This window comes from Comamonas composti DSM 21721, from assembly GCF_000429845.1.
Taxonomy (GTDB): Bacteria; Pseudomonadota; Gammaproteobacteria; order Burkholderiales; family Burkholderiaceae_C; genus Comamonas; species Comamonas composti.
In genome coordinates this window covers 62,198-84,582 of the sequence record NZ_KE386971.1, presented here as the reverse complement: position 1 = coordinate 84,582, position 22,385 = coordinate 62,198, and the positions used below count along the sequence as shown (strand labels likewise).

Annotated in this window: 15 protein-coding genes; 8 read left to right on the top strand and 7 right to left on the bottom strand. The window is 64.7% G+C overall.

Features of this window, described 5'->3' with window-relative positions; all coding sequences use genetic code 11:
- Nucleotides 1-144 precede the first annotated feature (144 nt).
- Nucleotides 145-1,227, top strand: a complete 1,083-nt coding sequence (locus tag G486_RS0117335; RefSeq protein WP_027016656.1) for a TRAP transporter substrate-binding protein — start codon at nucleotides 145-147, stop codon at nucleotides 1,225-1,227.
- 98 nt (nucleotides 1,228-1,325) lie between these two features.
- Here G486_RS0117335 and G486_RS0117330 read toward each other — a convergent pair whose 3' ends face one another.
- The 3 genes from G486_RS0117330 to G486_RS0117320 form a co-directional block, all read right to left on the bottom strand.
- Nucleotides 1,326-3,122 carry a TRAP transporter large permease gene (locus G486_RS0117330; protein WP_027016655.1) on the bottom strand — a complete coding sequence of 599 codons (1,797 nt, stop codon included), beginning with the start codon at nucleotides 3,120-3,122 and terminating at the stop codon, nucleotides 1,326-1,328.
- Between the two features lie 18 nt (nucleotides 3,123-3,140).
- Entirely contained in the window at nucleotides 3,141-3,743 is a 603-nt protein-coding gene (locus G486_RS0117325; RefSeq protein WP_027016654.1) for a TRAP transporter small permease subunit, read from the bottom strand.
- A gap of 277 nt (nucleotides 3,744-4,020) precedes the next feature.
- Nucleotides 4,021-5,736 carry a glycoside hydrolase family 9 protein gene (locus G486_RS0117320; RefSeq protein ID WP_211233807.1) on the bottom strand — a complete coding sequence of 572 codons (1,716 nt, stop codon included), beginning with the start codon at nucleotides 5,734-5,736 and terminating at the stop codon, nucleotides 4,021-4,023.
- An 812-nt stretch (nucleotides 5,737-6,548) separates the two neighbouring features.
- Between G486_RS0117320 and G486_RS0117310 the strand changes: the two genes are divergently transcribed.
- The 4 genes from G486_RS0117310 to G486_RS0117295 are packed head-to-tail and all read left to right on the top strand — an operon-like array spanning nucleotide 6,549 to nucleotide 15,861.
- Nucleotides 6,549-8,024 (top strand): efflux RND transporter periplasmic adaptor subunit, encoded by a 1,476-nt coding sequence (locus G486_RS0117310; RefSeq protein WP_084455400.1) that lies wholly within the window; start codon nucleotides 6,549-6,551, stop codon nucleotides 8,022-8,024.
- Nucleotides 8,025-8,054: 30 nt separating this feature from the next.
- On the top strand, nucleotides 8,055-11,231 hold the full coding sequence (locus G486_RS0117305) for an MdtB/MuxB family multidrug efflux RND transporter permease subunit (protein ID WP_027016651.1): 3,177 nt from the start codon (nucleotides 8,055-8,057) through the stop codon (nucleotides 11,229-11,231).
- Entirely contained in the window at nucleotides 11,228-14,383 is a 3,156-nt protein-coding gene (locus G486_RS0117300; protein WP_027016650.1) for an efflux RND transporter permease subunit, read from the top strand. The genes G486_RS0117305 and G486_RS0117300 overlap by 4 nt, the downstream gene beginning before the upstream one ends.
- Nucleotides 14,384-14,403: 20 nt before the next feature.
- Nucleotides 14,404-15,861 carry an efflux transporter outer membrane subunit gene (locus G486_RS0117295; protein WP_027016649.1) on the top strand — a complete coding sequence of 486 codons (1,458 nt, stop codon included), beginning with the start codon at nucleotides 14,404-14,406 and terminating at the stop codon, nucleotides 15,859-15,861.
- A gap of 111 nt (nucleotides 15,862-15,972) precedes the next feature.
- On the opposite strand, the gene G486_RS0117290 is transcribed toward G486_RS0117295, so the two are convergent.
- Nucleotides 15,973-17,580, bottom strand: coding sequence for a methyl-accepting chemotaxis protein (locus G486_RS0117290; protein WP_027016648.1), 1,608 nt, complete (start codon nucleotides 17,578-17,580; stop codon nucleotides 15,973-15,975).
- A 226-nt stretch (nucleotides 17,581-17,806) separates the two neighbouring features.
- Nucleotides 17,807-18,166, bottom strand: coding sequence for a hypothetical protein (locus tag G486_RS0117285; protein WP_027016647.1), 360 nt, complete (start codon nucleotides 18,164-18,166; stop codon nucleotides 17,807-17,809).
- Between the two features lie 91 nt (nucleotides 18,167-18,257).
- On the opposite strand from G486_RS0117285, the gene G486_RS0117280 reads away from it, so the two are divergent.
- Together G486_RS0117280 and G486_RS24130 are read left to right on the top strand one after the other, a co-directional pair.
- Complete coding sequence (locus G486_RS0117280) at nucleotides 18,258-18,992, top strand: ABC transporter ATP-binding protein (RefSeq protein ID WP_084455398.1); 735 nt, start codon at nucleotides 18,258-18,260, stop codon at nucleotides 18,990-18,992.
- A gap of 37 nt (nucleotides 18,993-19,029) precedes the next feature.
- Nucleotides 19,030-19,203 carry a hypothetical protein gene (locus G486_RS24130; RefSeq protein WP_169728616.1) on the top strand — a complete coding sequence of 58 codons (174 nt, stop codon included), beginning with the start codon at nucleotides 19,030-19,032 and terminating at the stop codon, nucleotides 19,201-19,203.
- 42 nt (nucleotides 19,204-19,245) lie between these two features.
- Here G486_RS24130 and speG read toward each other — a convergent pair whose 3' ends face one another.
- The gene (gene speG / locus G486_RS0117270) at nucleotides 19,246-19,800 is read right to left on the bottom strand and encodes a spermidine N1-acetyltransferase (protein WP_245587363.1); all 555 of its coding nucleotides are present in this window, start codon (nucleotides 19,798-19,800) and stop codon (nucleotides 19,246-19,248) included.
- Nucleotides 19,801-19,937: 137 nt separating this feature from the next.
- Between speG and G486_RS0117265 the strand changes: the two genes are divergently transcribed.
- A complete protein-coding gene (locus G486_RS0117265; RefSeq protein WP_027016644.1) occupies nucleotides 19,938-20,237 on the top strand; it encodes a putative quinol monooxygenase in 300 nt (99 codons plus the stop codon).
- 200 nt (nucleotides 20,238-20,437) lie between these two features.
- Here G486_RS0117265 and G486_RS22735 read toward each other — a convergent pair.
- Nucleotides 20,438-22,385 (bottom strand): YDG domain-containing protein (locus G486_RS22735; protein WP_245587362.1); only part of this gene is annotated, 1,948 nt, incomplete at its 5' end.

Here is a 22,385-nt window from a genome sequence, read left to right as displayed (position 1 = left end):
CGCAAGGCTGAGGCCGTCGGGAAAACCCCGGCGGGCTTGACTTGGCGGCGTTTTTAGAATGATGGCCACCTGTTACAGTGGCCATGCACGTGAGGACGTGCGTTTTTTTTGACACAGACACCTACCAACTGCGGAGAGACATTCATGGACCGTCGTTCACTCATCAAACATGCAGGCATTGCCGGAGTGCTGGCTGCAGGCGCAGCACCTGCAGTCCACGCGCAGACGGCGGTGCGCTGGCGCATGGCGGCGAGTTTCCCCAAGTCTCTTGACACCATCTTCGGCTCGGCCGAGACCTTTGCGAAAACGGTCAAGGCCTTGTCGGGCGGCAAGTTCGAGGTTTCGGTGCATGCGGCAGGCGAGCTGATGCCGGCCTTCGGTGTGGTCGACGGCATCCAGAACGGCACCATCGAGATGGCGCTGACTGCGCCTTATTACTTCACGGGCAAGGACTACATCTTTGCCTTCGGCTGCGCCGTGCCCTTCGGCCTGACCGCACGCCAGATGGATGCCTGGATGGAGCACGGCGGCGGCCGCAAGCTCATGGACGAGTTCTACGCCCAGTACAACATCAAGAGCGCGAGCGCAGGCAACACCGGCACGCAGATGGGCGGCTGGTTCCGCAAGGAGATCAAGTCCGTGGCCGACCTCAAGGGCCTGAAGATGCGCCTGGGTGGTGGTCTGTTCGGCGATGCCATGCTCAAGCTCGGCGTGGTTGCACAGAACATGCCCGTGGGCGAGGTCTACCAGGCGCTGGAAAAAGGCACGCTGGACGCGGTGGAGTTCGTCGGCCCCTACGACGACCAGAAGCTGGGCTTCAACAAGGTCGCACCCTACTACTACTATCCCGGCTGGTGGGAAGGCGGCGCCGAGCTCGAGTTCTTCATCAACACCAAGGCCTATGCGGCGCTCACGCCCGAGTTCAAGGCCATGGTCGATGCGGCCACCCAGGTCGCGGCGCGCGACATGACGGCCAAGTACGACGCCCACAACCCCGTGGCGCTCAAGAAGCTGGTGGCCGACAAGACCCAGCTCAAGGCTTTTCCCAAGGACTTCATGGATGCAGGCTACAAGGCCGTCATGGAAATCATGGCCGAGCACGATGCCAAGTCGCCCCAGTTCAAGAAGATCCACCAGAGCCTGCGTACCTTCCAGCGCGACCAGATGCTGTGGGAGCGTTTCTCCGAGTTCCGCTACAACAGCTACATGACCACGGTCAAGCTCTGAGCCAGGCGCGAGCGGGCCGGCCAGACGCCAGGCCCGGGTCTGAAAAAAAGCCCCCGGACTTTCAGGTCCGGGGGCTTTTTGCATGAGGGCGTCTGATCCTATTTTGCAGGTTCTGCTGCGGATTGCTCGTGCTCGATCTGCTGCTCCAGGGCCTTGAGCGCATCGTCGTCGCTGGACGGGGCTTCGGGCATCTCGGCCTCGGGTGCGCCGTCGTTGCCGAACATGGGGTCGTCGAAGTCCACGGCATCGGGCATGGCGGCCTCCATCTCCAGGCGCACCTTGTCCAGGTCGTACTCCACCTTCTTGTCGAGATTGCTGGAGACGATGCCCGGGTAGGCAATGATCAGCGCCACCATGATGAGCTGCAGCACCACGAAGGGAATTGCACCCGCATAGATCTGCATGGTGGTCACGGGGGCCACGGTCTTTTTCGTGACCTTGTCGGTATAGGGCTTCTCGGGAGCCACGCTGCGCAGGAAGAACAGCGCAAAGCCGAACGGCGGGTGCATGAACGAGGTCTGCATGTTCACGGCCAGCAGCACGCCGAACCAGACCAGGTCTATGCCCAGCTTCTCTGCCACGGGTGCGAGCAGGGGCACGACGATGAAGGACAGCTCGAAGAAGTCCAGGAAGAAGGCCAGCAGGAAGATCATGATGTTGACCACGATCAGAAAGCCGAGCTCGCCTCCGGGCAGGGACACCAGCAACTCCTCCACCCACTTGGGGCCGTCCACGCCCTGGAAGGTCAGGCCGAACATGGTGGCGCCGATCAGAATGAACATCACAAAGCACGACAGCTTGGTGGTGGTCATCAGGGCCTGCTTGAGCAGGTCCATGTTCAGGCGCCCGCGTGCCAGGGCCATGATGGCTGCGCCCAGCGCGCCCATGGCTCCGCCTTCGGTGGGGGTGGCAACGCCCAGGAAGATCGTGCCCAGCACGAGAAAGATCAGCAGCAACGGCGGGATCAGCACAAAGGTCACGCGCTCGGCCATCTTGCTCAGCAGATGCAGGCCCGTGAGCTTGTTGAACATGGCGATGACGAAGGCCAGGGCCACGCCAAAGCACATGGCCACGACAATCGTTTCATCCAGGGCCACGCTTTCGACGAGCTCACCGGTCCACCAGGTGTGGATCTGCGGCATGTAGTGACCGACGATGACCGATGCCGTGGTGCACAGGACCAGCATCACCAGGGTCGAAGGCAGGCCCGAGCGGCCATCGGCCTCGCGCAGCGTGCGCGCTTCGGGCGGCAGGGCAGGCACAAGGGATGGCTTGAAAATGGCCAGGGCGATGATGAACAAGGCATAGCTGCCGGTGAGCATCATGCCGGGCAGCAGGGCGCCCTTGTACATATCGCCCACGCTGCGGCCGAGCTGGTCGGCCAGCACGATCAGCACCAGGGAGGGCGGAATGATTTGTGCAAGCGTGCCCGAGGCCGCGATCACGCCCGAGGCGATGCGCCGGTCGTAGCCATAGCGCAGCATGATGGGCAGGGAGATCAGGCCCATGGAGATCACCGAGGCCGCGACCACGCCGGTGGTGGCGGCCAGCAGCGCGCCCACGAAGATCACCGCAAAGGCCACGCCGCCGCGTATGGGGCCAAAGAGCTGGCCCACGGTTTCGAGCAAGTCCTCTGCCATGCCGCTGCGCTCCAGGATCAGCCCCATGAGCGTGAAGAACGGAATGGCAAGCATGGTCTCGTTTTGCATGATGCCGAAGACGCGCAACGGCAAGGCCTGCAGCAAGGCTTCGGGCAGGACGCCGAGTTCGATGCCCACAAAGGCGAAGAACAGGCCGCAGGCGCCCAGGCTGAATGCCACGGGAAAGCCCAGCAGCAGGAACAGCATCAGGCCCACGAACATGATCGGGGCCAGGTTGTGAATCAGAAATTCCATGATGGGTCTTCTTCTTGTTTAGGCTTTCTGGCCATCCTTGGTCTTGACCAGGCCGCGCAAGGCCTCGGCAAGGTCTTCCTCGGCCGTCTTTTCGCTCTTCTTGATCGTGGGGTCGTCGATCAGGCCGCGCAAAAAGGCGATGCGCTTGATGAGCTCGGAGCCGCCCTGCAGAAAGAGCAGGGTGAAGCCGACGGGAATCATCAGGTAGACGGGCCAGCGGATCAGTCCCCCGGAGTTGCCCGACATCTCGCCCGTGACCATGGCCTGCTTCACGAAGGGAACGCTGAACCAGAGAATGGTCAGCACCATGGGTGTGAGAAAGAACACAAAGCCGAAGATCTCTATCCAGATCTGGGTGCGCTTGGGCAGGCGGCTGCTGAAGACGTCCACTTTTACGTGCTCCCCCTGGAGCAGGGTATAGCCGGCGGCGAGCAAGAAGGCGGCCGCAAACAAGTACCACTGCACCTCGAGATAGGCGTTGGAGCTGGTGTGCAGGATCTTGCGTACCAGGGCGTTGATGCCACTGATGACGGTGGACGCGAGAATCAGCCAGATGACTGCGCGGCCGACCAGACTGTTGAGCCCGTCGATGGCACGCGAGAGTTTGAGTAAAGCCTGCATGGTGTCTCCAAAAAATAGGCCGTGTTGTGCGTTGTCATGCCCCGGAGCGGGTAGATCCGTGCATGGCGCCTTCTGCCTTTGCTTCGGGCGCAAGAGGGCGATTCTACGAAGTGTGCAAGCGTAACTGGATCGTCTGCCGGCATAAATCGGGGCTGGCCCGTAAGAGCGTGTGGCTGGCGTCCATGCTTGGCGGGATCAAAAAGGCATTTCCGCCCGAAGCTGGGGCCAGTGATGTGCGAGCAGGGCCGGTGTGCGGCCTTTCTGCGGTCCTTTCCGGTCAGTGCGTCGAAGGAGTGAGCGCGGTGAGCGCAGCCAGAAGGTAGGCCAGGGGGGCATTCCAGTTGATCGCCACCTCATTGCTGGCGTAGCTGCAGGTGTGATCCACATAGGCCAGCGCCGGCGGGGCAGACGGGTAAGGTGGGCATTCCGCCTTGTCTTGCTGATTGGGGTTGGGCCCTCCGACCATGAAGCCCGGCACTGGCGCCTTCACCCCATCCGCCTGAGAGGGCCTGTGATGCGGATTCATGGGCGTGCGCGTTCCAAATCCCGTCACCATGCTCATGTCCAGGGGGTTGCGCCCCAGCACGTAGTCCAGCGCACTTTGCGCTGCATCCAGGGTGGAGCGCGCTTCCTCTAGGCGATAGGCTGCGACCAGCAAGATGGCTTCGCCCAGAATCACGCTGTTTCCGCCCCAGGTAAATGAGACCGGCGGCAGGGTGATCCGATAGGCCGATGACTTCCATTGATGTGTATAGCGCCGTGCATTTGTCTTCAGGGTCTGGCGCACGAGCGCGGCATCTGAGGCAGACAGCTGGTCCACGTGCTGGGCCAGCGACAGCCAGGCCATGCCGCTGACGTCTTTCCAGGACGGCGGGGTGGCGGAGAGGTTGCGCAAGTCCAGCCGCTCGCGGTAGAGCGGGTCCTGGGTCGTGAGAAACAGCTCGGTTGCCGCCCAGGCGAACTCATCGCGCAGGTTCTGGTCGTCGTATTTGCCGGTCGCCACATCGACGGGCTGGACGTAGAGCACATCGGGGTGCTGTTCGGCCCACTGGAAAGCCTTCTGGGCCGCTGCGAGCAACTGACTGGAATAGCCGGGGCGCTGGGCTTCGTGGCGTGCATAGACACGACTGGCAAGGGCCATGACGGCAGCGAAATCCAGCGCGGCCGCAGTCGTCTTCTGCACCACATACCGAGGCGTGGTGGCTGCTTGCGGCATGACAATGCCATCGAAGCGCAGATTGGTGAGCTTGTGATAGATGCCCCCATCGGCAGGGTCCTGCATGCTCAGCATCCAGTCGATGTTCCATGAGGCTTCATTGAGCACATCCGGCAGCCCATTGCCTTCCTCGGGAATGCCGCTTTGCCACGTGCCTGCGATCTCGGGGAAATGCTCGTAGGCCGCGAGCAGCAAGCCCGTGGTGATGCCCGAGTTGACGATGTACTTGTTGTAGTCGCCTGCGTCATACCAGCCCTTGGGGCTGGAGATCAGGCTGCCGGCTGGGCGAAGTGCATCTGCGGCCGAGGCATGAACCAGCACCTGGGTGTCCGGATGGCCAGCCTCGCGAGCAAAAGCGCCTGCATATTTCTCCTCCAGGGGCATGCCGGCGCGCGCAAAGTAATAGGCCTTGATGACGCCTTGGGCCAGTGCTTCGTGCGCCTTTTCGTCTATTTCGAAGGGCGCGGAGTCCGGCTGTCCCTCGACCCGAACCTGGTAGCGTCCAGGTGTTTTGAGGGCGGAGAAGTCAGCCATCCGAAAGCGTTGCTCGGCCGGTGCCCAGTCGTATTCAGGGCCCAGTTTGCCCTGCCAGGCCGTGACTCCGGTGGAGGCGTTGACCACTTCGAAGGCATCGCTTTGCAGCGTGCGATTGGCGGGGATGGCGGCCCATTTGGAGGCCTGGGGCAAAAAACCCACCTGGTTCACCTGGGGTGACATGGCGGGTGTCGCATGCTGATTCGTGGTCTGGGTGGAGCACCCTGTGAGAGTGATGACCAAAGGCAGGCATTTCAGAGGAAATTGAAGGTTGGTTCGCATATTTCCCGCAATTCATGCAGCACCTGCGCGGTGCGTCAGCAGCCAAACATAAAGCCATCCCACACAGAGTCTTCGTGTCACGGCAGTCGAGCCATTCGGCTGAGTTGTTCAGCAGTCTTCGATTCCAGGATTCGGGTGCCGTACACGGCGGAGTCTGCGCAGAATGGCCGCCTTGGGAGCTGTCACGCATGTGGAAACGTCCACATTCGTGACGGTCGGTGAACTATCTTTGCAAAGTGACAGCATTGTCAATTTCTGGTTTTTCTTGAGAAGTCATGCATCCACAGGGCTTTCCGGCGAGGCTGCGGGGCTGCCGAAGGCTGAGCAGAGCCTGTAACTCGCAGGCGCGCTGCGGCCCTGCTCGCTCGTGTCGCAGAAAAGCTGGCTGCATCGTGGTATCCGGGCTCTTTGCCTTCAAAAGGCGCATGTCCTGGGGGGAGTTGGGCCGGTTGGCGGCTGCGTGGGCGGCGCTGCGGCGAGCTGCCGAAGGAGAGGGGAAACTGGGGTTGAGGTTTGAAAGTGTTCTCGGCTTGCCGCCTTCGTGCCGTAGGCCGCAAGAGATGCGCATGCCGGGGAGATCGTGAACACGATCTGACAATTATTTCCCCTGCGCATCGGGTGAAGCAGGGTGGTAAAGCCTGGGTAAACATGTTGTTCCCAGGCCTTGCTGGGAAGGGGGCTCGCATACCATATGCCGAGCCTGGGCCGGGCATCGGCCGTGGGCTTGTGCCGCCACAAGAATCCTCCTCCTCTCAGCTCTGTACGCAGTGATCATGACCCACCTGCCTCGCCATTTCCTGAACGCTTTCCCATCTGCCAGGCATCAGCAAGGGCGTGCGGACAAGGCTCTGGTCCTTGGTCTGTTGATTGCCGCAGCCTTGGCCGCAGGCGGCTATTGGTGGTGGCAAAAGAATGCCGCAGGCGATGCGTCTCAGGCCACAGCGGCCGGCCCTGCTCAGCCCGGCGGCAAGAGCGCAGCGCGTGGTCCCGCAGGCGGAGCAGCCCAGCCCGTGTCCGTGGGCCTGGTGGACAGGCGCGACATGCGTGTTCTGGTCAGCGCCATAGGAACCATGAATGCGCGCGCCACGGCCGTGGTGCGGGCCAAGGTCTCGGGCGAGCTGCAGCGCCTGCACTTCAAGGAGGGCGATGAGGTCAAGGCCGGACAGCTGCTGGCCGAGATCGACGCACGCAGCTACCAGGCCAGCTATGACCAGGCCAAGGGCGCGCTGTTGCGCGACCAGGCCTTGCTCAAGAATGCCCAGCTCGATCTGCAGCGCTACAAGGACTTGCAGGCCCAGGACTCGATTGCGGGCCAGCAGGTCGATACCCAGGCGTCTCTGGTGCGCCAGTACCAGGGGACCGTGGCCTCGGATCAGGCCCAGGTCGATGCAGCCCGGCTGCAACTCGATTACACACGCATCACGGCGCCCATTGCCGGGCGCCTGGGCCTGAGGCAGGCCGACCGTGGCAACGTGGTCAATCCCTCGGATGCCAACGGCATCGTCACCATCACCCAGGTCAAGCCCATAGACGCCTTGTTCGCGGTGCCCGAGGTCCATGTGGACAAGCTGGCCCAGCGCCTGGCCCTGGGTCTGGACATGCCGGTGGAGCTCTGGGACCGCGAGCAGAAAAACCGTCTGGCCGTGGGGCGCCTGAATGCGCTGGACAACAGCATCGATGTGACCACGGGCACGATCAAGGCCAAGGCGGCTTTCGACAACCGCGAAGGCAAGCTGTTCGCCAACCAGTTCGTCAACGTGAAGCTGCAGGTCAACCTGCTGGAGCAGGCGCTGACCGTGCCTGCAACGGCCGTGCAGAACAATTATGTGTATCTGGTGCAGCAGGACGGCACCGTCACCCAGAGGCGCATCACGGTCGGCACGGCCGATGGCGACCGCGTGGTGGTCGAAGGCGAGCTGCAGCCCGGGGACCAGGTGGTCACCGATGGCATAGACCGCCTGCGCGAAGGCGCTGCGGTGACGGTGATTGCCGACGACAAGCTGCAAAAGGTCGACCAGGCCGTGCAGGAGGCCGGCAGCCAGCCGCGCGGCGTGCGCAATCTGCCGCCCGAGGTGAGAGCCAGGCTTGCCACCATGGCCCCCGAAGAGCGCCGCGCCTATCTGCAAAAGCTCAGGGCCGAACGCGATGCAGCCCAGGCCAAGGGCCAGACCCCGGCGGCGGCTCCTGCACCGACGGCTCCTGCTGCAGGGCCGGCAGCCGCGCCCCTGGGCCCTGCAGCAGCGCACTGAGCGCTTCGTTAGCGACCCACGACTGCTGCCATGAATCTCTCCAGGATCTTCATCCTCAGGCCTGTTGCCACCTCCTTGCTCATGGTGGCGGTGCTCATTGCCGGCCTGCTGGCCTACAGGCTGCTGCCCATCTCGGCCCTGCCCGAGGTGGACTACCCGACGATACAGGTGACGACGCTCTACCCGGGCGCGAGCCCCGACGTCATGACCTCCAACGTCACGGCGCCGCTGGAGCGTCAGTTCGGCCAGATGCCGGGCCTGTCGCAAATGTCGTCCACGAGCTCGGGCGGGGCTTCGGTGATCACGCTGAGGTTTGCGTTGGACATGGCCATGGATGTGGCCGAGCAGCAGGTGCAGGCGGCCATCAATGCGGGCACCAGCCTGCTGCCCAGCGATCTGCCCATGCCTCCGCTGTACAGCAAGGTGAACCCTGCGGATGCGCCGATCCTGACATTGGCCATCACCTCGCCGTCCATGCCCGTGATCCGGGTCAACGACCTCGTGGAGAACCGCATCGCGCCCAAGCTGTCCCAGGTCAGCGGCGTGGGACTGGTGGCGATTGCGGGCGGACGCCGCCCTGCGGTGCGCATACAGGCCAACCCCACGGCCCTGGCCGGCCTGGGCATGACGCTGGACGATGTGCGCACGGCCGTGGCAGCGGCCAACGTGAACACGGCCAAGGGCGGCTTTGACGGGCCTGCGCGTGCCTCGACCATAGACGCCAACGACCAGATGCAATCGGCTGCCGAGTACCGCAATCTCATCATCGCCTTCAAGAACGGCAACCCCGTGCGCCTGTCGGACGTGGCCGAAACCGTGGACGAGGCCGAGAACACGCGGCTGGCAGCCTGGGCGGGCTCGCCCGAGGCCGGCTCGCGCTCGGGCGTGATTCTCAATATCCGGCGCCAGCCCGGCGCCAACGTGATCGAGACCGTGGACCGCATCAAGGCCTTGCTGCCCCAGTTCAAGGAAAGCTTGCCGGCCTCGCTGGACGTACAGGTGCTCACCGACCGCACGGTGACGATCCGGGCCTCGGTGAGCGACATGCAGGCCGAGCTTTTGCTGGCCATCGTCCTGGTCGTGGCCGTGATCTTCGTGTTCCTGCGCAGCGCCTCGGCGACCCTGATACCCAGCATGGCCGTGCCGCTGTCGCTGATAGGCACCTTCGGCATCATGTACATGGCGGGTTTTTCCATCAACAACCTCACGCTGATGGCCCTGACCATTTCCACGGGCTTTGTGGTGGACGACGCCATCGTGATGATCGAGAACATTGCGCGCTATGTGGAAAAGGGCGAGCCGCCGATGCAGGCCGCGCTCAAGGGCGCCAAGCAGATCGGCTTCACGATCATCTCGCTCACGATCTCGCTGATCGCGGTGCTGATCCCGCTGCTGTTCATGGGTGATGTCGTGGGGCGGCTGTTCCATGAATTCGCGATCACCATGACCGTGGCCATACTGATCTCGGCCGTGGTCTCGCTCACGCTCACGCCCATGCTGTGCGCGCGCCTGCTGCGCCACAGGCCCGAGGCCGGCAGCAGCGAGAAGCGGGTCCAGACCGAGTCCGGGCCGCAGAGTGGCACCGCGCGCCTGCTGCAGGCCTCGGACCGATTCTTCGGCTCCGTGCTCGAAGCCTACGGCCGCCTGCTGGACAAGGTGCTCAACCACCGCGCACTCACCTGGGCCGTCTTCATGGCCACGCTGGCCGTGACCGTACTGCTGTATTTCGCGGTCCCCAAGGGCTTCTTCCCCGACCAGGACACGGGCACCATCCAGGCCACGACCGAGGCCGACCAGTCGATCTCCTTTGCGGCCATGGCCGAGCGCCAGCAGGCCCTGGTCGAGCTGCTGCTCAAGGACCCGGCCGTGCAAAGCATCTCCTCCTTCATCGGCGTGGACGGCAGCAACACCACGCTCAACACCGGGCGCCTGCTCATCGACCTCAAGCCTCATGGCGAGCGCGATGCGGCGCCGGCCGTGATCCGGCGCCTGTCCGACGACGCCCAGCAGCTTTCCGGCATCCGCCTGTTCGCGCAGTCCGTGCAGGACCTGACCATAGAGGACCGTGTGGCGCGTACCCAGTACCAGCTGCTGCTGTCCTCGCCCGACATGCCCCAGCTGGAGAAAAGCACCACGGCCCTGGTGCAGGCCATGCACGGCCTGCCCGAGCTCATGGACGTGAGCAGCGATCTGCAAAACATGGGCCTGCAGGCCTATGTGGAGATCGACCGGGCCCAGGCCAGTCGTCTGGGCGTGACCGTGGCGGCCGTGGACACGGCGCTCTACAACGCCTTCGGCCAGCGCCTGATCTCCACCATCTTCACCCAGTCCAACCAGTACCGCGTGGTGCTGGAGGTCGCGCCCCAGTTCAAGATCGGGCCCGAGGCGCTGAACGCCATCTACGTGGCCAGCACCAGCGGCGCGCCCGTGCCCCTGTCCTCCGTGGCCACGGTCAGCGAACGGCCGATGGCCCTGGCCGTCAACCATGTGGGCCAGCTGCCTGCGGCCACGATCTCGTTCAACACCGCGCCCGGCGTCTCGCTGGGCCATGCGGTGGATGCGGTGCAGGCGCAGATGCAGCAGCTGCGCGCAGCCGGGGAGATGCCGCTGTCCGTGGATGCGAGCTTCCAGGGCGCGGCCCTGGCCTTCCAGGCCTCGCTGTCCAACACCTTGCTGCTGGTGCTGGCCGCCGTGGTCACGATGTACATCGTGCTGGGCGTGCTCTACGAGAGCACCATCCACCCGGTGACGATTCTCTCCACCCTGCCTTCGGCCGGCGTGGGCGCGCTGCTGGCCTTGCTCGCGGCGGGGCTGGATCTGGACATCATTGCGGTGATCGGCATCGTGCTGCTGATCGGCATCGTGAAGAAGAACGCCATCATGATGATCGACTTCGCGCTCGAAGCCCAGCGCGAGCAGGGACTGGCGGCGCGCGAGGCCATCTTCCAGGCCTGCCTGCTGCGCTTTCGGCCGATTCTCATGACCACGCTGGCGGCCTTGCTCGGCGCCTTGCCGCTGATGCTGGGCGGTGGCGTGGGCAGCGAGCTGCGCCACCCGCTGGGCGTGACCATGGTCGGCGGCCTGCTGCTGAGCCAGCTGCTCACGCTGTTCACCACGCCCGTGATCTACCTGACCTTCGAGGACTGGGCGCGCAAGTGGAGAGAGCGCGGCGCAGCCCGTGGTGCCGCTGAAAGAGCGGTGCCATGAGCGGCCTGGCGAATCTGTCGGCGCCGTTCATCTACCGGCCCATAGCGACCATGCTGCTCACGCTGGGCCTGGCGCTGGCCGGGGCCGTGTCGTATTTCCTGCTGCCCGTGGCGCCCTTGCCGCAGGTGGACATTCCCACGATCTCGGTCACGGCCAGCCTGCCGGGCGCCAGCCCCGACACCATGGCGGCCACGGTGGCGACGCCGCTGGAGCGCGCCCTGGGCGCGATCGCGGGCGTGAACGAGATCACCTCCAACTCCAGCCTGGGCAGCACGCGCATCACGCTGCAGTTCGACCTCTCGCGCACCGTGGACAGTGCAGCCGCCGATGTGCAGGCGGCCATCAATGCCGCGCGCACGCTGCTGCCCACGGGCATGCCCAGCAATCCGACCTATCGCAAGGTGAACCCGGCGGATGCGCCGATCATGATTCTGGCGCTGACCTCGGACAGCCTCACGCGCGGCCAGATGTATGACGCAGCCTCGACGGTGCTGGCGCAGAAGCTGTCCCAGGTCGAGGGCGTGGGCCAGGCCTCGATCAGCGGCGGCGCCCTGCCTGCGGTGCGCGTGGAGCTGGACCCCGTGCGGCTGGCAGCCAACGGCGTCTCGCTGGAGCAGGTACGCACGGCGATCACCAACACCAATGCCAACCGCCCGCTGGGCGCGGTGGAGCGTGAAGACCATTACTGGCAGGTCACGGCCAACGACCAGGCGAGCAAGGCTGCCGACTACGCCCCCCTGGTGCTGCGCTGGAACAATGGCCAGGCGATCCGCCTGGCCGATGTGGCCGAGGTCGCGGACTCGGTGCAGGACGTGCGCAACTACGGCGTGGCGAATGGCAAGCCCTCCATCCTGCTGCAGGTCTTCAAACAGCCGGGGGCCAACATCCTCGAATCCGTGGAGCGCGTGCGCACCCTGCTGCCCCAGCTCAAGGCCTCGATACCCGAGGCCATAGACATCACCATCGTCTCGGACCGCACGCCCACGCTGCGCGCCTCGATCAAGGAGGTCGAGCATTCGCTGGTCATTGCCGTGGCCCTGGTGATCCTCGTGGTGTTCCTGTTTCTGCGCAACGGCCGCGCCACCCTGATTCCCAGCGTGGCCGTGCCGGCCTCGCTGGCCGGCACCTTCGGCGTGATGTATCTGGCCGGCTATACGCTGGACAACCTCTCGCTGATGGCCCTGACCGTGGCCACGGGCTTTGTGGTGGACGATGCCATCGTGGTGCTGGAGAACGTGATGCGCCACATGGAGCGCGGCAAGACCGCGCTGCAGGCCGCGCTGGACGGGGCGCGCGAGATCGGCTTCACCGTGGTCTCCATGAGTCTGTCGCTGATCGCGGTGTTCGTGCCGATTCTGTTCATGGGCGGCATCGTGGGGCGGTTCTTTCGCGAGTTTGCGGTCGTCATGTCGGCCGCCATCCTGGTGTCCATGGTGGTCTCGCTCACGACCACGCCCATGATGTGCGCGGCCTTGCTGCGCTCGCCCGGGGCCGGGCGCGCCCGGGCGCCGCGCGGGCCCTGGGGGCGTTGGTGGCTGGGCTTTTCCGGCTGGCTGGGCCGGCTGGAGCGCCGCTGCATGCAGGGCTACCGCGCCAGCCTGGCCTGGTGCCTGCGCCACCAGCCGCTGGTGCTGCTCACGCTGCTGGCCGTGGTCGCCTTCAACGTGCACCTGTACAAGGTCATAGACAAGGGCTTTCTGCCCGACCAGGATACGGGCCGCATCATGGGCTTCATCCGCGCCGACCAGGCCAGCTCCTACCAGGCGATGGAGCAAAGGCTCAAGCGCTTTCTGGCCATCGTCCAGCAGGACCCGGCCGTGGAGTACGTGACCGGCTTCACGGGCGGCGGCCAGCGCAACTCGGCCAACATGTTCATCTCGCTCAAGCCCCTGGCCGAGCGCAAGGCTTCGTCGGAGCAGGTGATCGCCAGGCTGCGCGACAAGCTCAAGAACGAGCCCGGCGCGCGCCTGTTCATGATGAGCCAGAACGATGTGCGCATCGGCGGGCGCCAGGACATGGGCTCGTATTCCTACACCTTGCAGGCCGACAGCGTGCAGGACCTGCGCGCCTGGGAGCCGCGCATACGCCAGGTGATCTCCCAACTGCCCGGGCTCACCGACGTGAACAGCGACGTGCAGGACTACGGCCTGCAGACCACGCTGGTCGTGGACCGCGATGCGGCCGCGCGCCTGGGCCTGAACATGAGCCTGATAGACAACACCTTGAACGACGCCTTCGGCCAGCGCCAGGTGGGGGTGATCTTCAACCCGCTCAACCAGTACCGCGTGGTCATGGAGGCCGCGCCGCGCTATCTGCAAAGTCCCGAGACCCTGCGCGGCTTCTTCTTCGTCAACGGCAATGGCGAGCAGGTGCCGCTGACCGCGTTTGCGCGCATCACGACCACGAACACGCCGCTGACCGTGAACCACGACCGGGGGGCGCCGGCCAGCACCATCAGCTTCGGCCTGGCCGAAGGCGTGCCCCTGTCCCAGGCTTCGCAAGCCATACGCCAGGCCGTGGCCGAGCTCGGCGTGCCGGTTTCCGTGCGCGGCAGCTTCAGCGGCACGGCAGGCGTGTTCCAGCAGGCGCTTGAGAACCAGCCGCTGCTGATCCTGGCGGCCATCATCACCATCTACCTGGTGCTGGGCGTGCTGTACGAAAACCTCGTGCACCCGCTGACCATCCTGTCCACCCTGCCTTCGGCCGGCGTGGGCGCGCTGCTGGCGCTGATGCTGTTCAAGACCGAGTTCTCGCTGATCGCGCTGATCGGCGTGATCCTGCTCATAGGCATCGTGAAGAAGAACGCGATCATGATGATCGACTTCGCGCTGGAGAGGGAGCGCAGCGGCCATGTGACTGCGGCCCAGGCGATCTACCGCGCCTGCGATCTGCGCCTGCGCCCCATCCTCATGACCAGCCTGGCGGCCATTTGCGGTGCCCTGCCGCTGGCCCTGGGCCGGGGCGACGGCGCCGAGCTGCGCCAGCCCCTGGGGATTGCCATCGTCGGCGGCCTGCTCATGAGCCAGTTGCTCACGCTCTACACCACGCCCGTGGTGTATGTGCTGCTCGACCGGCTGCGCACACGCGTGCTCAATAAATTCAATAGCGGCAAGCGCTCGTCAGATGGCGCTTTGAAGGCTATATCAAGCTGATGTCAAGTCAGGACAAGCGCATGCAGCTATCAAAACCAAATTATTCCACGCCTCTCGCCATCAGCCTGCTCGTGCTGCTGCTGGCCGGCTGCTCCACGCAAGAGGCCTACCGCAAGCCGGTGATGGACGTGCCCGAGCAATTCAAGCAGGCCATGCCAGATGCGGGCGAAGCCGGCATCTGGCAGACCGCGCGCGGCCAGGCCGAGCTGCCCGGCCCGTGGTGGCAACGGTTCGGCGATGCCGAGCTCGATCGCCTGCAGGCAATCGCCGCCGAGGGCAGCCCCGGCATTGCCCAGGCCGTGGCCAATCTGCGCTCGGCCCAGGCGGCGCTGGCCGGCAGCCGCTCCAGCCTGTTTCCCACGCTGGGCGCTTCGGCCAGCGGCACGCGCTCGCGCAGCAGCGGCAGCAGCAGTACGGGCAGCGCATCGGGGTCGGGGAGCGGCAGGATCTCGGAGAGCTATTCGCTGGGCCTGAATGCCAGCTGGGAGCTCGATCTCTGGGGGCGCGTGTCGGGGGCGGTCTCCGCGAGCCAGGCCAGCGCCCAGGCCAGCAGCGACGACCTCGCCGCCGTGCGGCTGTCCACCCAGGCCTCGGTGGCCCAGAGCTATTTCTCGCTGCGCGCGGCCGAGGCCCAGGCCCGGTTGCTGGAGAACACGCTCAAGGCCTATGCGCAAAGCCTGCAGCTCACGCGCAACCGCTATGCGGCGGGCGTGGCCTCGGCGGCCGATGTGGCCCAGGCCGAAACCCAGATCAAGAGCACCGAGGCCCAGCTCATAGAGTCCCGGCTCACGCGCGCCCAGCTTGAACATGCGCTTGCGGCCTTGCTGGGCCAGGCGCCTGCGGCCTTCGGCATCGAGGCCACGGGGCGCCTGCCCGCGCCGCCCCAGGTGCCGGCCATGCTGTCCTCGCAGCTGCTGGAGCAGCGCCCCGACATCGCTGCCGCAGAGCGCCGCGTGGCCGCCGCCAATGCGCAGGTCGGCGTGGCGCGCGCAGCCTTCTTCCCGGCGCTGACCCTGTCGGCCGCTGGCGGCTACCAGGGCAGCAGTCTTTCGGACCTGGTGCGCCTGCCGAATCTGTTCTGGTCGCTGGGGCCGGCCCTGGCCCAGACCCTGTTCGATGGCGGGGCGCGCTCGGCCGCCGTCGAATCCGCACGCGCCTCCATGGATCTGGCGGCGGCCAACTACCGCCAGACCGTGCTCACGGCCTTGCAGGAGGTGGAGGACAACCTGGCTGCGGCCGAAGCCCTGGCGCGCGAGCAACTGGTGCAGGACCAGGCACTGGCGGCCGCACAGAAAGCCCTGGACATCGTGAGCAACCAGTACAAGGCCGGCACCGTGGCCTATCTCAACGTGCTCACGGCCCAGGCCACGGTACTGAGCACGCAGAGCAATGTGATCAGCGTGCAGAACCGGCGCCTCGCAGCCATCAACACCTTGCTCAAGAACGTGGCCGGGCGCTGGGAGCCGCTGGAGCGGTGAGCACGGCCCGGGCCTGCAGTCAGGCCCGGTGTGCGAGCCCGGCCAGTCGTGCACAGGCTGGCCGGTGCAGGCGGTACAGGTGGCTCAGGCGGTGCAGGCGGCTCAGGCGATTCAACCGATATGGGCCATCTGCAGGGGCGCGGAGGCGGGTGCTGCTCGCGGCGTGCGTGCCGCATCCGACAGCTGGAAGCGCTCCACCAGCGCCGACAGATGCAGCGCCTGCTCCTTGAGGCTGGAGGATGCGGCCGCCGACTCCTCGACCACGGAAGAATTGGCCTGGGTCATCTGATCGAGCTGGGCCACGGCGGAGTTGATCTGCTCTATGCCCTGGGTCTGATCGATGGCCCCGGCGCTGATCTCGCTGATGATCTCGGCCACCTTCTTGACGCTGTCGACGACCTGCCCCATGGTCTCGCCGGCCCTGGTCACCAGGGCCGTGCCCGTGTCCACCGTTTCGGCGGACTGGTTGATCAGGCTCTTGATCTCCTTGGCCGCGACGGCACTGCGCTGGGCGAGGTTTCTGACCTCGCTGGCCACGACCGCAAAGCCCCGGCCCTGCTCGCCGGCCCTGGCGGCCTCGACCGCAGCATTCAGCGCGAGGATATTGGTCTGGAACGCAATGCTGTCTATGGTGCCGATGATGTCGGAGATCTTCTGCGAGCTCGCATCGATGGCGCGCATGGTGCCCACGACCTGGCTCACGACCTCGCCGCCGCGCACCGCAATGTCCGAGGCCTCGAGTGCGAGCCTGTTGGCCTGCCGGGCTGCATCGGCCGAGCTCTTGACCGCGCCCGTGATCTGCTCCATGGAGGCCGCCGTTTCCTGCAGGCTGCTGGCGGTCTGCTCGGTGCGGCTCGACAGGTCGGCATTGCCGGAGGCGATCTGGGCGCTGGCCGTGGCCACGGATTCGCTGCTGTCGCGCATGCCCGACAGCATGTGCACCAGGTTGTCGCGCATGGAGGCGAGGGCGCGCAGCAGATCGCCGACCTCATCCTTGCCGCGCGCATCCAGCCTCTGGGTCAGATCGCCTGCGGCGATGGCGTGGGAGAGCTTTACCGCATGGCTCAGGGGCTCGACGATCTTGTGCGACAGCACCCAGGCCAGAAAGATCGCGGCCCCGGCTGCGGCCACCACTTCGCCAAGAATGAACCAGACGCCGTTGGCATAGGTCTCGTTGCTGTCCCTGGCCTCGGCGGCTGCGCTGTCCTCGTTGTGTTTGACGAGCCTGGCAATCGGCTCCTTGAGCGCGACGAAAAAGCCCTGGCTCTCGCCGTTGAGAAGCTCCACCGCCTGATCGCTCAGGCCCTGTGCGACCAGCCCGTCAACGCGCTGGTGCATGGCCAGCCACGCGGGATGGCGCGCCTTGACCTGGTCGTAGATCGACTGCTCGTTGGGGTCGCCAATGGAGTCCGGGTAGCGCTGGTCCACCTGGTCATAGGCTGCAATGGCCTCGGCCATGCTCTTGCGTATCCCCGGCCAATCCTGCGGCGGCGAGGTCGCGAGCTTGAACTCCAGCAGGCGCAGCGTGTTCGCGGCCTCGCTCATCTGGCCTGCGTCACGCACACTGGCCATGCGCGCCGAGACCATGAAATTCGTCTGCTCGTTGAGCTTGTGCAAGCGGTTGATGGAGAAGGCTCCCAGCGAGATCATCATGAGCACGATGATGAAGAACGCCACAGCGAGCTTGCCGGACACTTTCAATTGGTTGAACAGATTCATGGCATGGAGTGGTGTGAAAAGGTTGGAGCCATGCGCCGCGCTGACCACGCCCTCTGGCAAGAGGCAGACAGCCTGCAAACGCCGCAGCAGATCAAGCTCTCGGCTTCTTCAAGCCCAGCTTACCCATCGTACGGACGCTCATTGCCCGCAGACCCGTGCTCGTGCCTTGGTAAACAGCCTCTTTTCATGCCAGTTCCATGCCGGTTTTATGGCATGGGGCGCGCGCTCAATCCTCCAGGTCGAAGACCTGGTGCAGCGCATCGGCAAAAAAGCGGTTGCCGCTCAGCGACAGGCTGACCGTGGTCCTGCCCGGGGCTGCGGCCGGCGCCTGCAGGCTCCCGGCCTCGAAGCGCCAGCCCAGGGGCCGGCCTTCATCATCCTGGGCCTGCAGCTCATAATCCCAGTCCCCGCCTTGCTCCACGGGGCCGCGCCGGCCGTTGAAGCCCCCATGGGCCCAGGCCAGCAACTGCGCTATCTCGGCGGCCAGCGCCGGCACGCGGGGTGCGGTCACGTTGGCCATGGCATCCCAGCAGCCCGTGCCCTCGTCGTCCTCGCTGTAGTCAAAATCCAGATAGTCAAACGGCATGGCAGTGGAGCAACACAATAGGAAAGGGCGGCCATTGTGCCGCAGGCCATGGCGCAAAGCCTACAGCCACCAGGACCACCAAGGAGACAACATGGCCGACCAGCCCAGGCACCCGCCACCCGCCACCGCCCCTTTCTTGCTCCAGGCCCGGGGCCTGCGCTTCGGCCCGCCGCAGCAATGTCTGTGGGATCGCGCATCGCACAGCTGGCCTGCAGGCCTGTGCCTGGTGCGCGGTGACGAAGGCAGCGGCAAGAGCAGCCTGCTGCGCCTGCTGTCCGGCCAGCAGCGGCCGCACCACTTGCAGCTGCAGGCCGGCAGCCTGCAATACCGGCAGGCCCATGACCAGGACTGGAGCCCCGACCCGCCTTCGGTCTTCTGGCAGGACCCGCGCGAGCCGCTGAGCGAGAAGCTGCGCGCCATGCTTGCCAGCGACTGGGCCCGGGACCAAAGCCTGCGCCATCCGCATTGGAGCGCGCATGGTTGGGCGCAACATGTCCAGGCCCTGGATCTGCAGGCGCATATGGCCAAGCCCCTGCTGGCCCTGTCCACGGGCACGCTGCGCAAGCTCTTCATGGCAGCGGCCTGGGCCAGCGGCGCCACGCTGGTGCTCATGGACGAGCCTCTGGCCGCGCTGGACAGGGCTTCCGTGATCCAGGTGCAAAAAGCCCTGGCCGAATGGCGCTGGAGCCACCAGCAGGAAAGGCCTGAGCAGCCGCCGCGCTGCATCATCGTGGCCCACTGGGATGCCATGGAGGGCGCACCGGGCCTGGTCTGGGACCAGGTGCTGGATCTGCCCGTGCAGGACATCGCACCGAGGAGATCGTAAACACGTTCTGAGAAAACCCCTGCACTCGACCTGGCCCTTGGCGCTGGCCGTGCTCGCAGCCTGTCTTGGCGAGGCCCTGGACATGCGCGACGACCTGCAAAGCCTGGGCCACTGGCGCTGGAGAGCAAGCCTGCACGATATCGCCAACACTTGCTTCTGGCCCCTGGCGATTCATCTGCTGCTCAGGGGAAAAGCCCTCTTCAGCCCATGAGACCTTGAACCCGGGCGCCCAGGCTTCTGGGGCTCCGGGGGATCAAAGGTTCAGATTCAGATACAGGGTCTGAAGAATGTACATGCGCAGAACCGTGCGGTATTTGCCATTCGAGAAAAACTCGTCCACGAGCTCGCCCTCGGGGATAAAACCTATTTTTTCGTAGATGTGAATGGCTTTTTCGTTCTCCAGATCCACATAGAGATAAATCTTGTGCAGGTTCAGCACCTTGAAGCCGTAGTCCAGCGCCAGCCGCGTTGCCTGGGCTGCCATGCCCCGGCCCTGGTGCTCGGGGGCGATGATGATCTGGAACTCGGCACGGCGGTGCACGAGATCGATCTCCACGAGCTCCACAAGACCTGCGCGCTCTTTCTCATGCTCGATCACAAAGCGCCGCTCGCCCTGGTCGTGCACATGGGCATCGTAGAGACTGCTGAGCTCGTCATAGGTCTCGAAAGGCTCTTCAAACCAATAGCGCATGACGGTGGCGTTGTTGTCCAGCAGGTGCACAAAGCGCAGATCCTCGCGCTCCAGCGGGCGTAGATGCAGCATGGCCTTGCGGTCGGATTGGGAAGCTGGGGCGTCGGTGGATTTCATGAAGGTTCTGTGCAGCAAGCCGGATGTCCCGGATATATACATCAGGACTGCTGCCAAAATGCGATGCCCGGCGAGGCTCGGGGTTGTACTGCCTCAAGAGTGCGGGCCTCATGCGGACTTTCAGAGAAAGGCTGGAGATGCTGCTCATCGTCGGTACCGTGCACCTGCCGCCGGAAAACCTGGAACGCGCCAAACCCGTGATGCGGGCCATGGTCGAGGCCTCGCGCGCCGAAGCGGGCTGTCTGGAATATGTCTATGCCGAGGACTTGTTTGTGCCCGGGCTCATCCATGTGAAAGAGCGCTGGACCGACCAGGCCGCGCTGGATGCGCATTTTGTGTCGGAGCATCTTGAGGCCTGGCGGGAGAGTTGGGCGGGGCTGGGGATTGGGGGCAGGAACCTGCAGCTTTATGAGGTGGGAGAGCCTCGGAAAACCTAGGGTGTGAATACCTGCTTCAACCCCAGGCCAAATTCCAGAAACCAGCCCTGTCATGGCTGCTGCTTTTGAGTGCATCTCCGCCCTGCGGCTCCGGTGCAGACCGGGGCAATAGGTCGGATCTGCTGGGGCTGGCAGGCTAGCCAGGCCTCAGAACGTGTTCACGATCTCTACGCTGCCGCGAGGAGATCGTGAGCACGCTCTTACATGGCAGCCATCCGAATGTGGTCGGGCTCTATGGTCAGCAGCGGCTTTTTCTGCTGCGGGTCTGGTTGCTGCATCTGCTGCGGGTGGTAGATGCGCCAGAGATCGCCGCCCCCCAAGGCAGTGCGCGGTACTCGTACCTGCAACTGCCCATCCACATAGCGAATGTCGTAGTTGCGCGCATCAAAGCCTGCGCCTCCATGCGGCTGGCTGGCCACGATGGCATAGCTGCCTGGTGCAGCGCGGGCTGCGGCCCCTGCGCTGTCCAGCTGCACGCTCTGAATCTGCTCCCCACCGACCAGGCCTTGTGCCGTGAACTCCAGGCCCTGGAACACCAGGCCCTCGCCCGCCGTCTTGTGCGCATGGGCTGCGGTAATCGTCAGCGCCTTGGGCGTGATGGTGGCGCTGTGGCCATGGGTGTCCGCCAGCGTGTAGTTGCTGGCCAGGCCTGTGCCATTGGCCAGTTGGTACTGGGCCGTGGCGTTGCGGGCACCTGCATTGGCGCTGTCGAACTGGCCTGTGGCGCTCACGCCCAGGGTTTCGTTGCCCACCAGGCCAACAAGCGTGCCAGCGTTCAGTTTGGCAGTGGTCGTGCCGTCATAGACCTTGCCGTCCGCCGTGGTGCCAGCAATGGTCAAAGCCTTGGGCGTGATGGTCAGCGTATTGCCCACAAAGCTGATGGCGTAATTGCCATTGGCCAGCGTGCCTTGGTCAATGGCATAGCTGCCCACGTTGTCGCCAGCGGCACGGCCCAGGCTGCCGCTCAGGCTGTCACCGGCCAGCAAACCGCTGCTGGTATAGCGCAATGCATCGGTGTCGCCATAGACCTTGCTGGCAGCATCCGCCGTAACGGTCAACGCTTTGGGCGTGATGCGGGCCGTGGTGCTGGTCTGGCCGGTGATGGTGTAGTTGCCTTTATCAGCACCTGCGTACTGGCTGGTCAGGGCGACGTTCTTGTCATGGCCCGCATTCTTGTCGGCAAACACGCCCGTGGCGCTGACGCTCAGATCATCGCCCGCGATCAAGCCCGCATAGTGGACGCCCGCAGTGTTGAGGACCGCCCCCGTTGTGCCGTCATAGTCCTTGTCATCAGCGGCGATGCCGCTCACCGTCAGCGCTTTGGGCGTGATGCTGGCCGTGGTGCTGGCCTGCCCGGTGATGGTGTAGTTGTCAACATCCGCACCGCTAAAAGCCAGCGTCACGTTTTTGTTGGCATTCACGTTCTTGTCGTCAAACTGGCCCGTCACATTCACATGGTCGTTCGCAATCAGTCCGCTGAGACTGTTTGCACCGGAGTTAACGGTCGCATCGGTAAGACCATCATAGACCTTGTCATCAGCGGTGATACCGCTCACGGTCAGCGCCTTGGGCGTGACTTTTAACGCATAGCTGATGTCATAGCCTTGCTGGTGCGAGTACAGGCCAGACACCGTCAAGCTGCCATTGCCGGTTTGGTAGCTGCCCACATTTTTGCTGCCGGTGGTGGCGCTTAACTGGCCGCCAGCGCTTTGGTCCAGGGCGTCACCGGGCTGCAAGGCGCCAATCTGGTATTGGTTGCTGTCCAGCGTGAAGCCCGTTGTGCCGCTGTATTCCTGGTCGGAAATGCTGACAGACACCGCTTTTAAAAAGCTGCGCAGCAGCGGGGTGCTCTGGCCCTCATAAATACGCCAGGCCGCGCCTGTGCCGCCCTGGTCGTCAATGTCCGATCCCCATGCGGCAAAGCTGCGAGCGTTTTGCATCTGGCCCAGGGTCAAGCCTGTGGAAACATTCGGGTCTGTGACCGAGCCAGAACCCACGCCATTCAACAGAACGTTGCTGGCATCCCTGGCATCGGCATTCCAAAAGCTGGTCTCAATGGCTCCACCATCTTTTTTACCAACTAAAGCGCCCGCAAAGTTGCCGTAGCTCCCCCCCGATGCCGTGGCGCTGCCCGTGGCATAGCTTTGG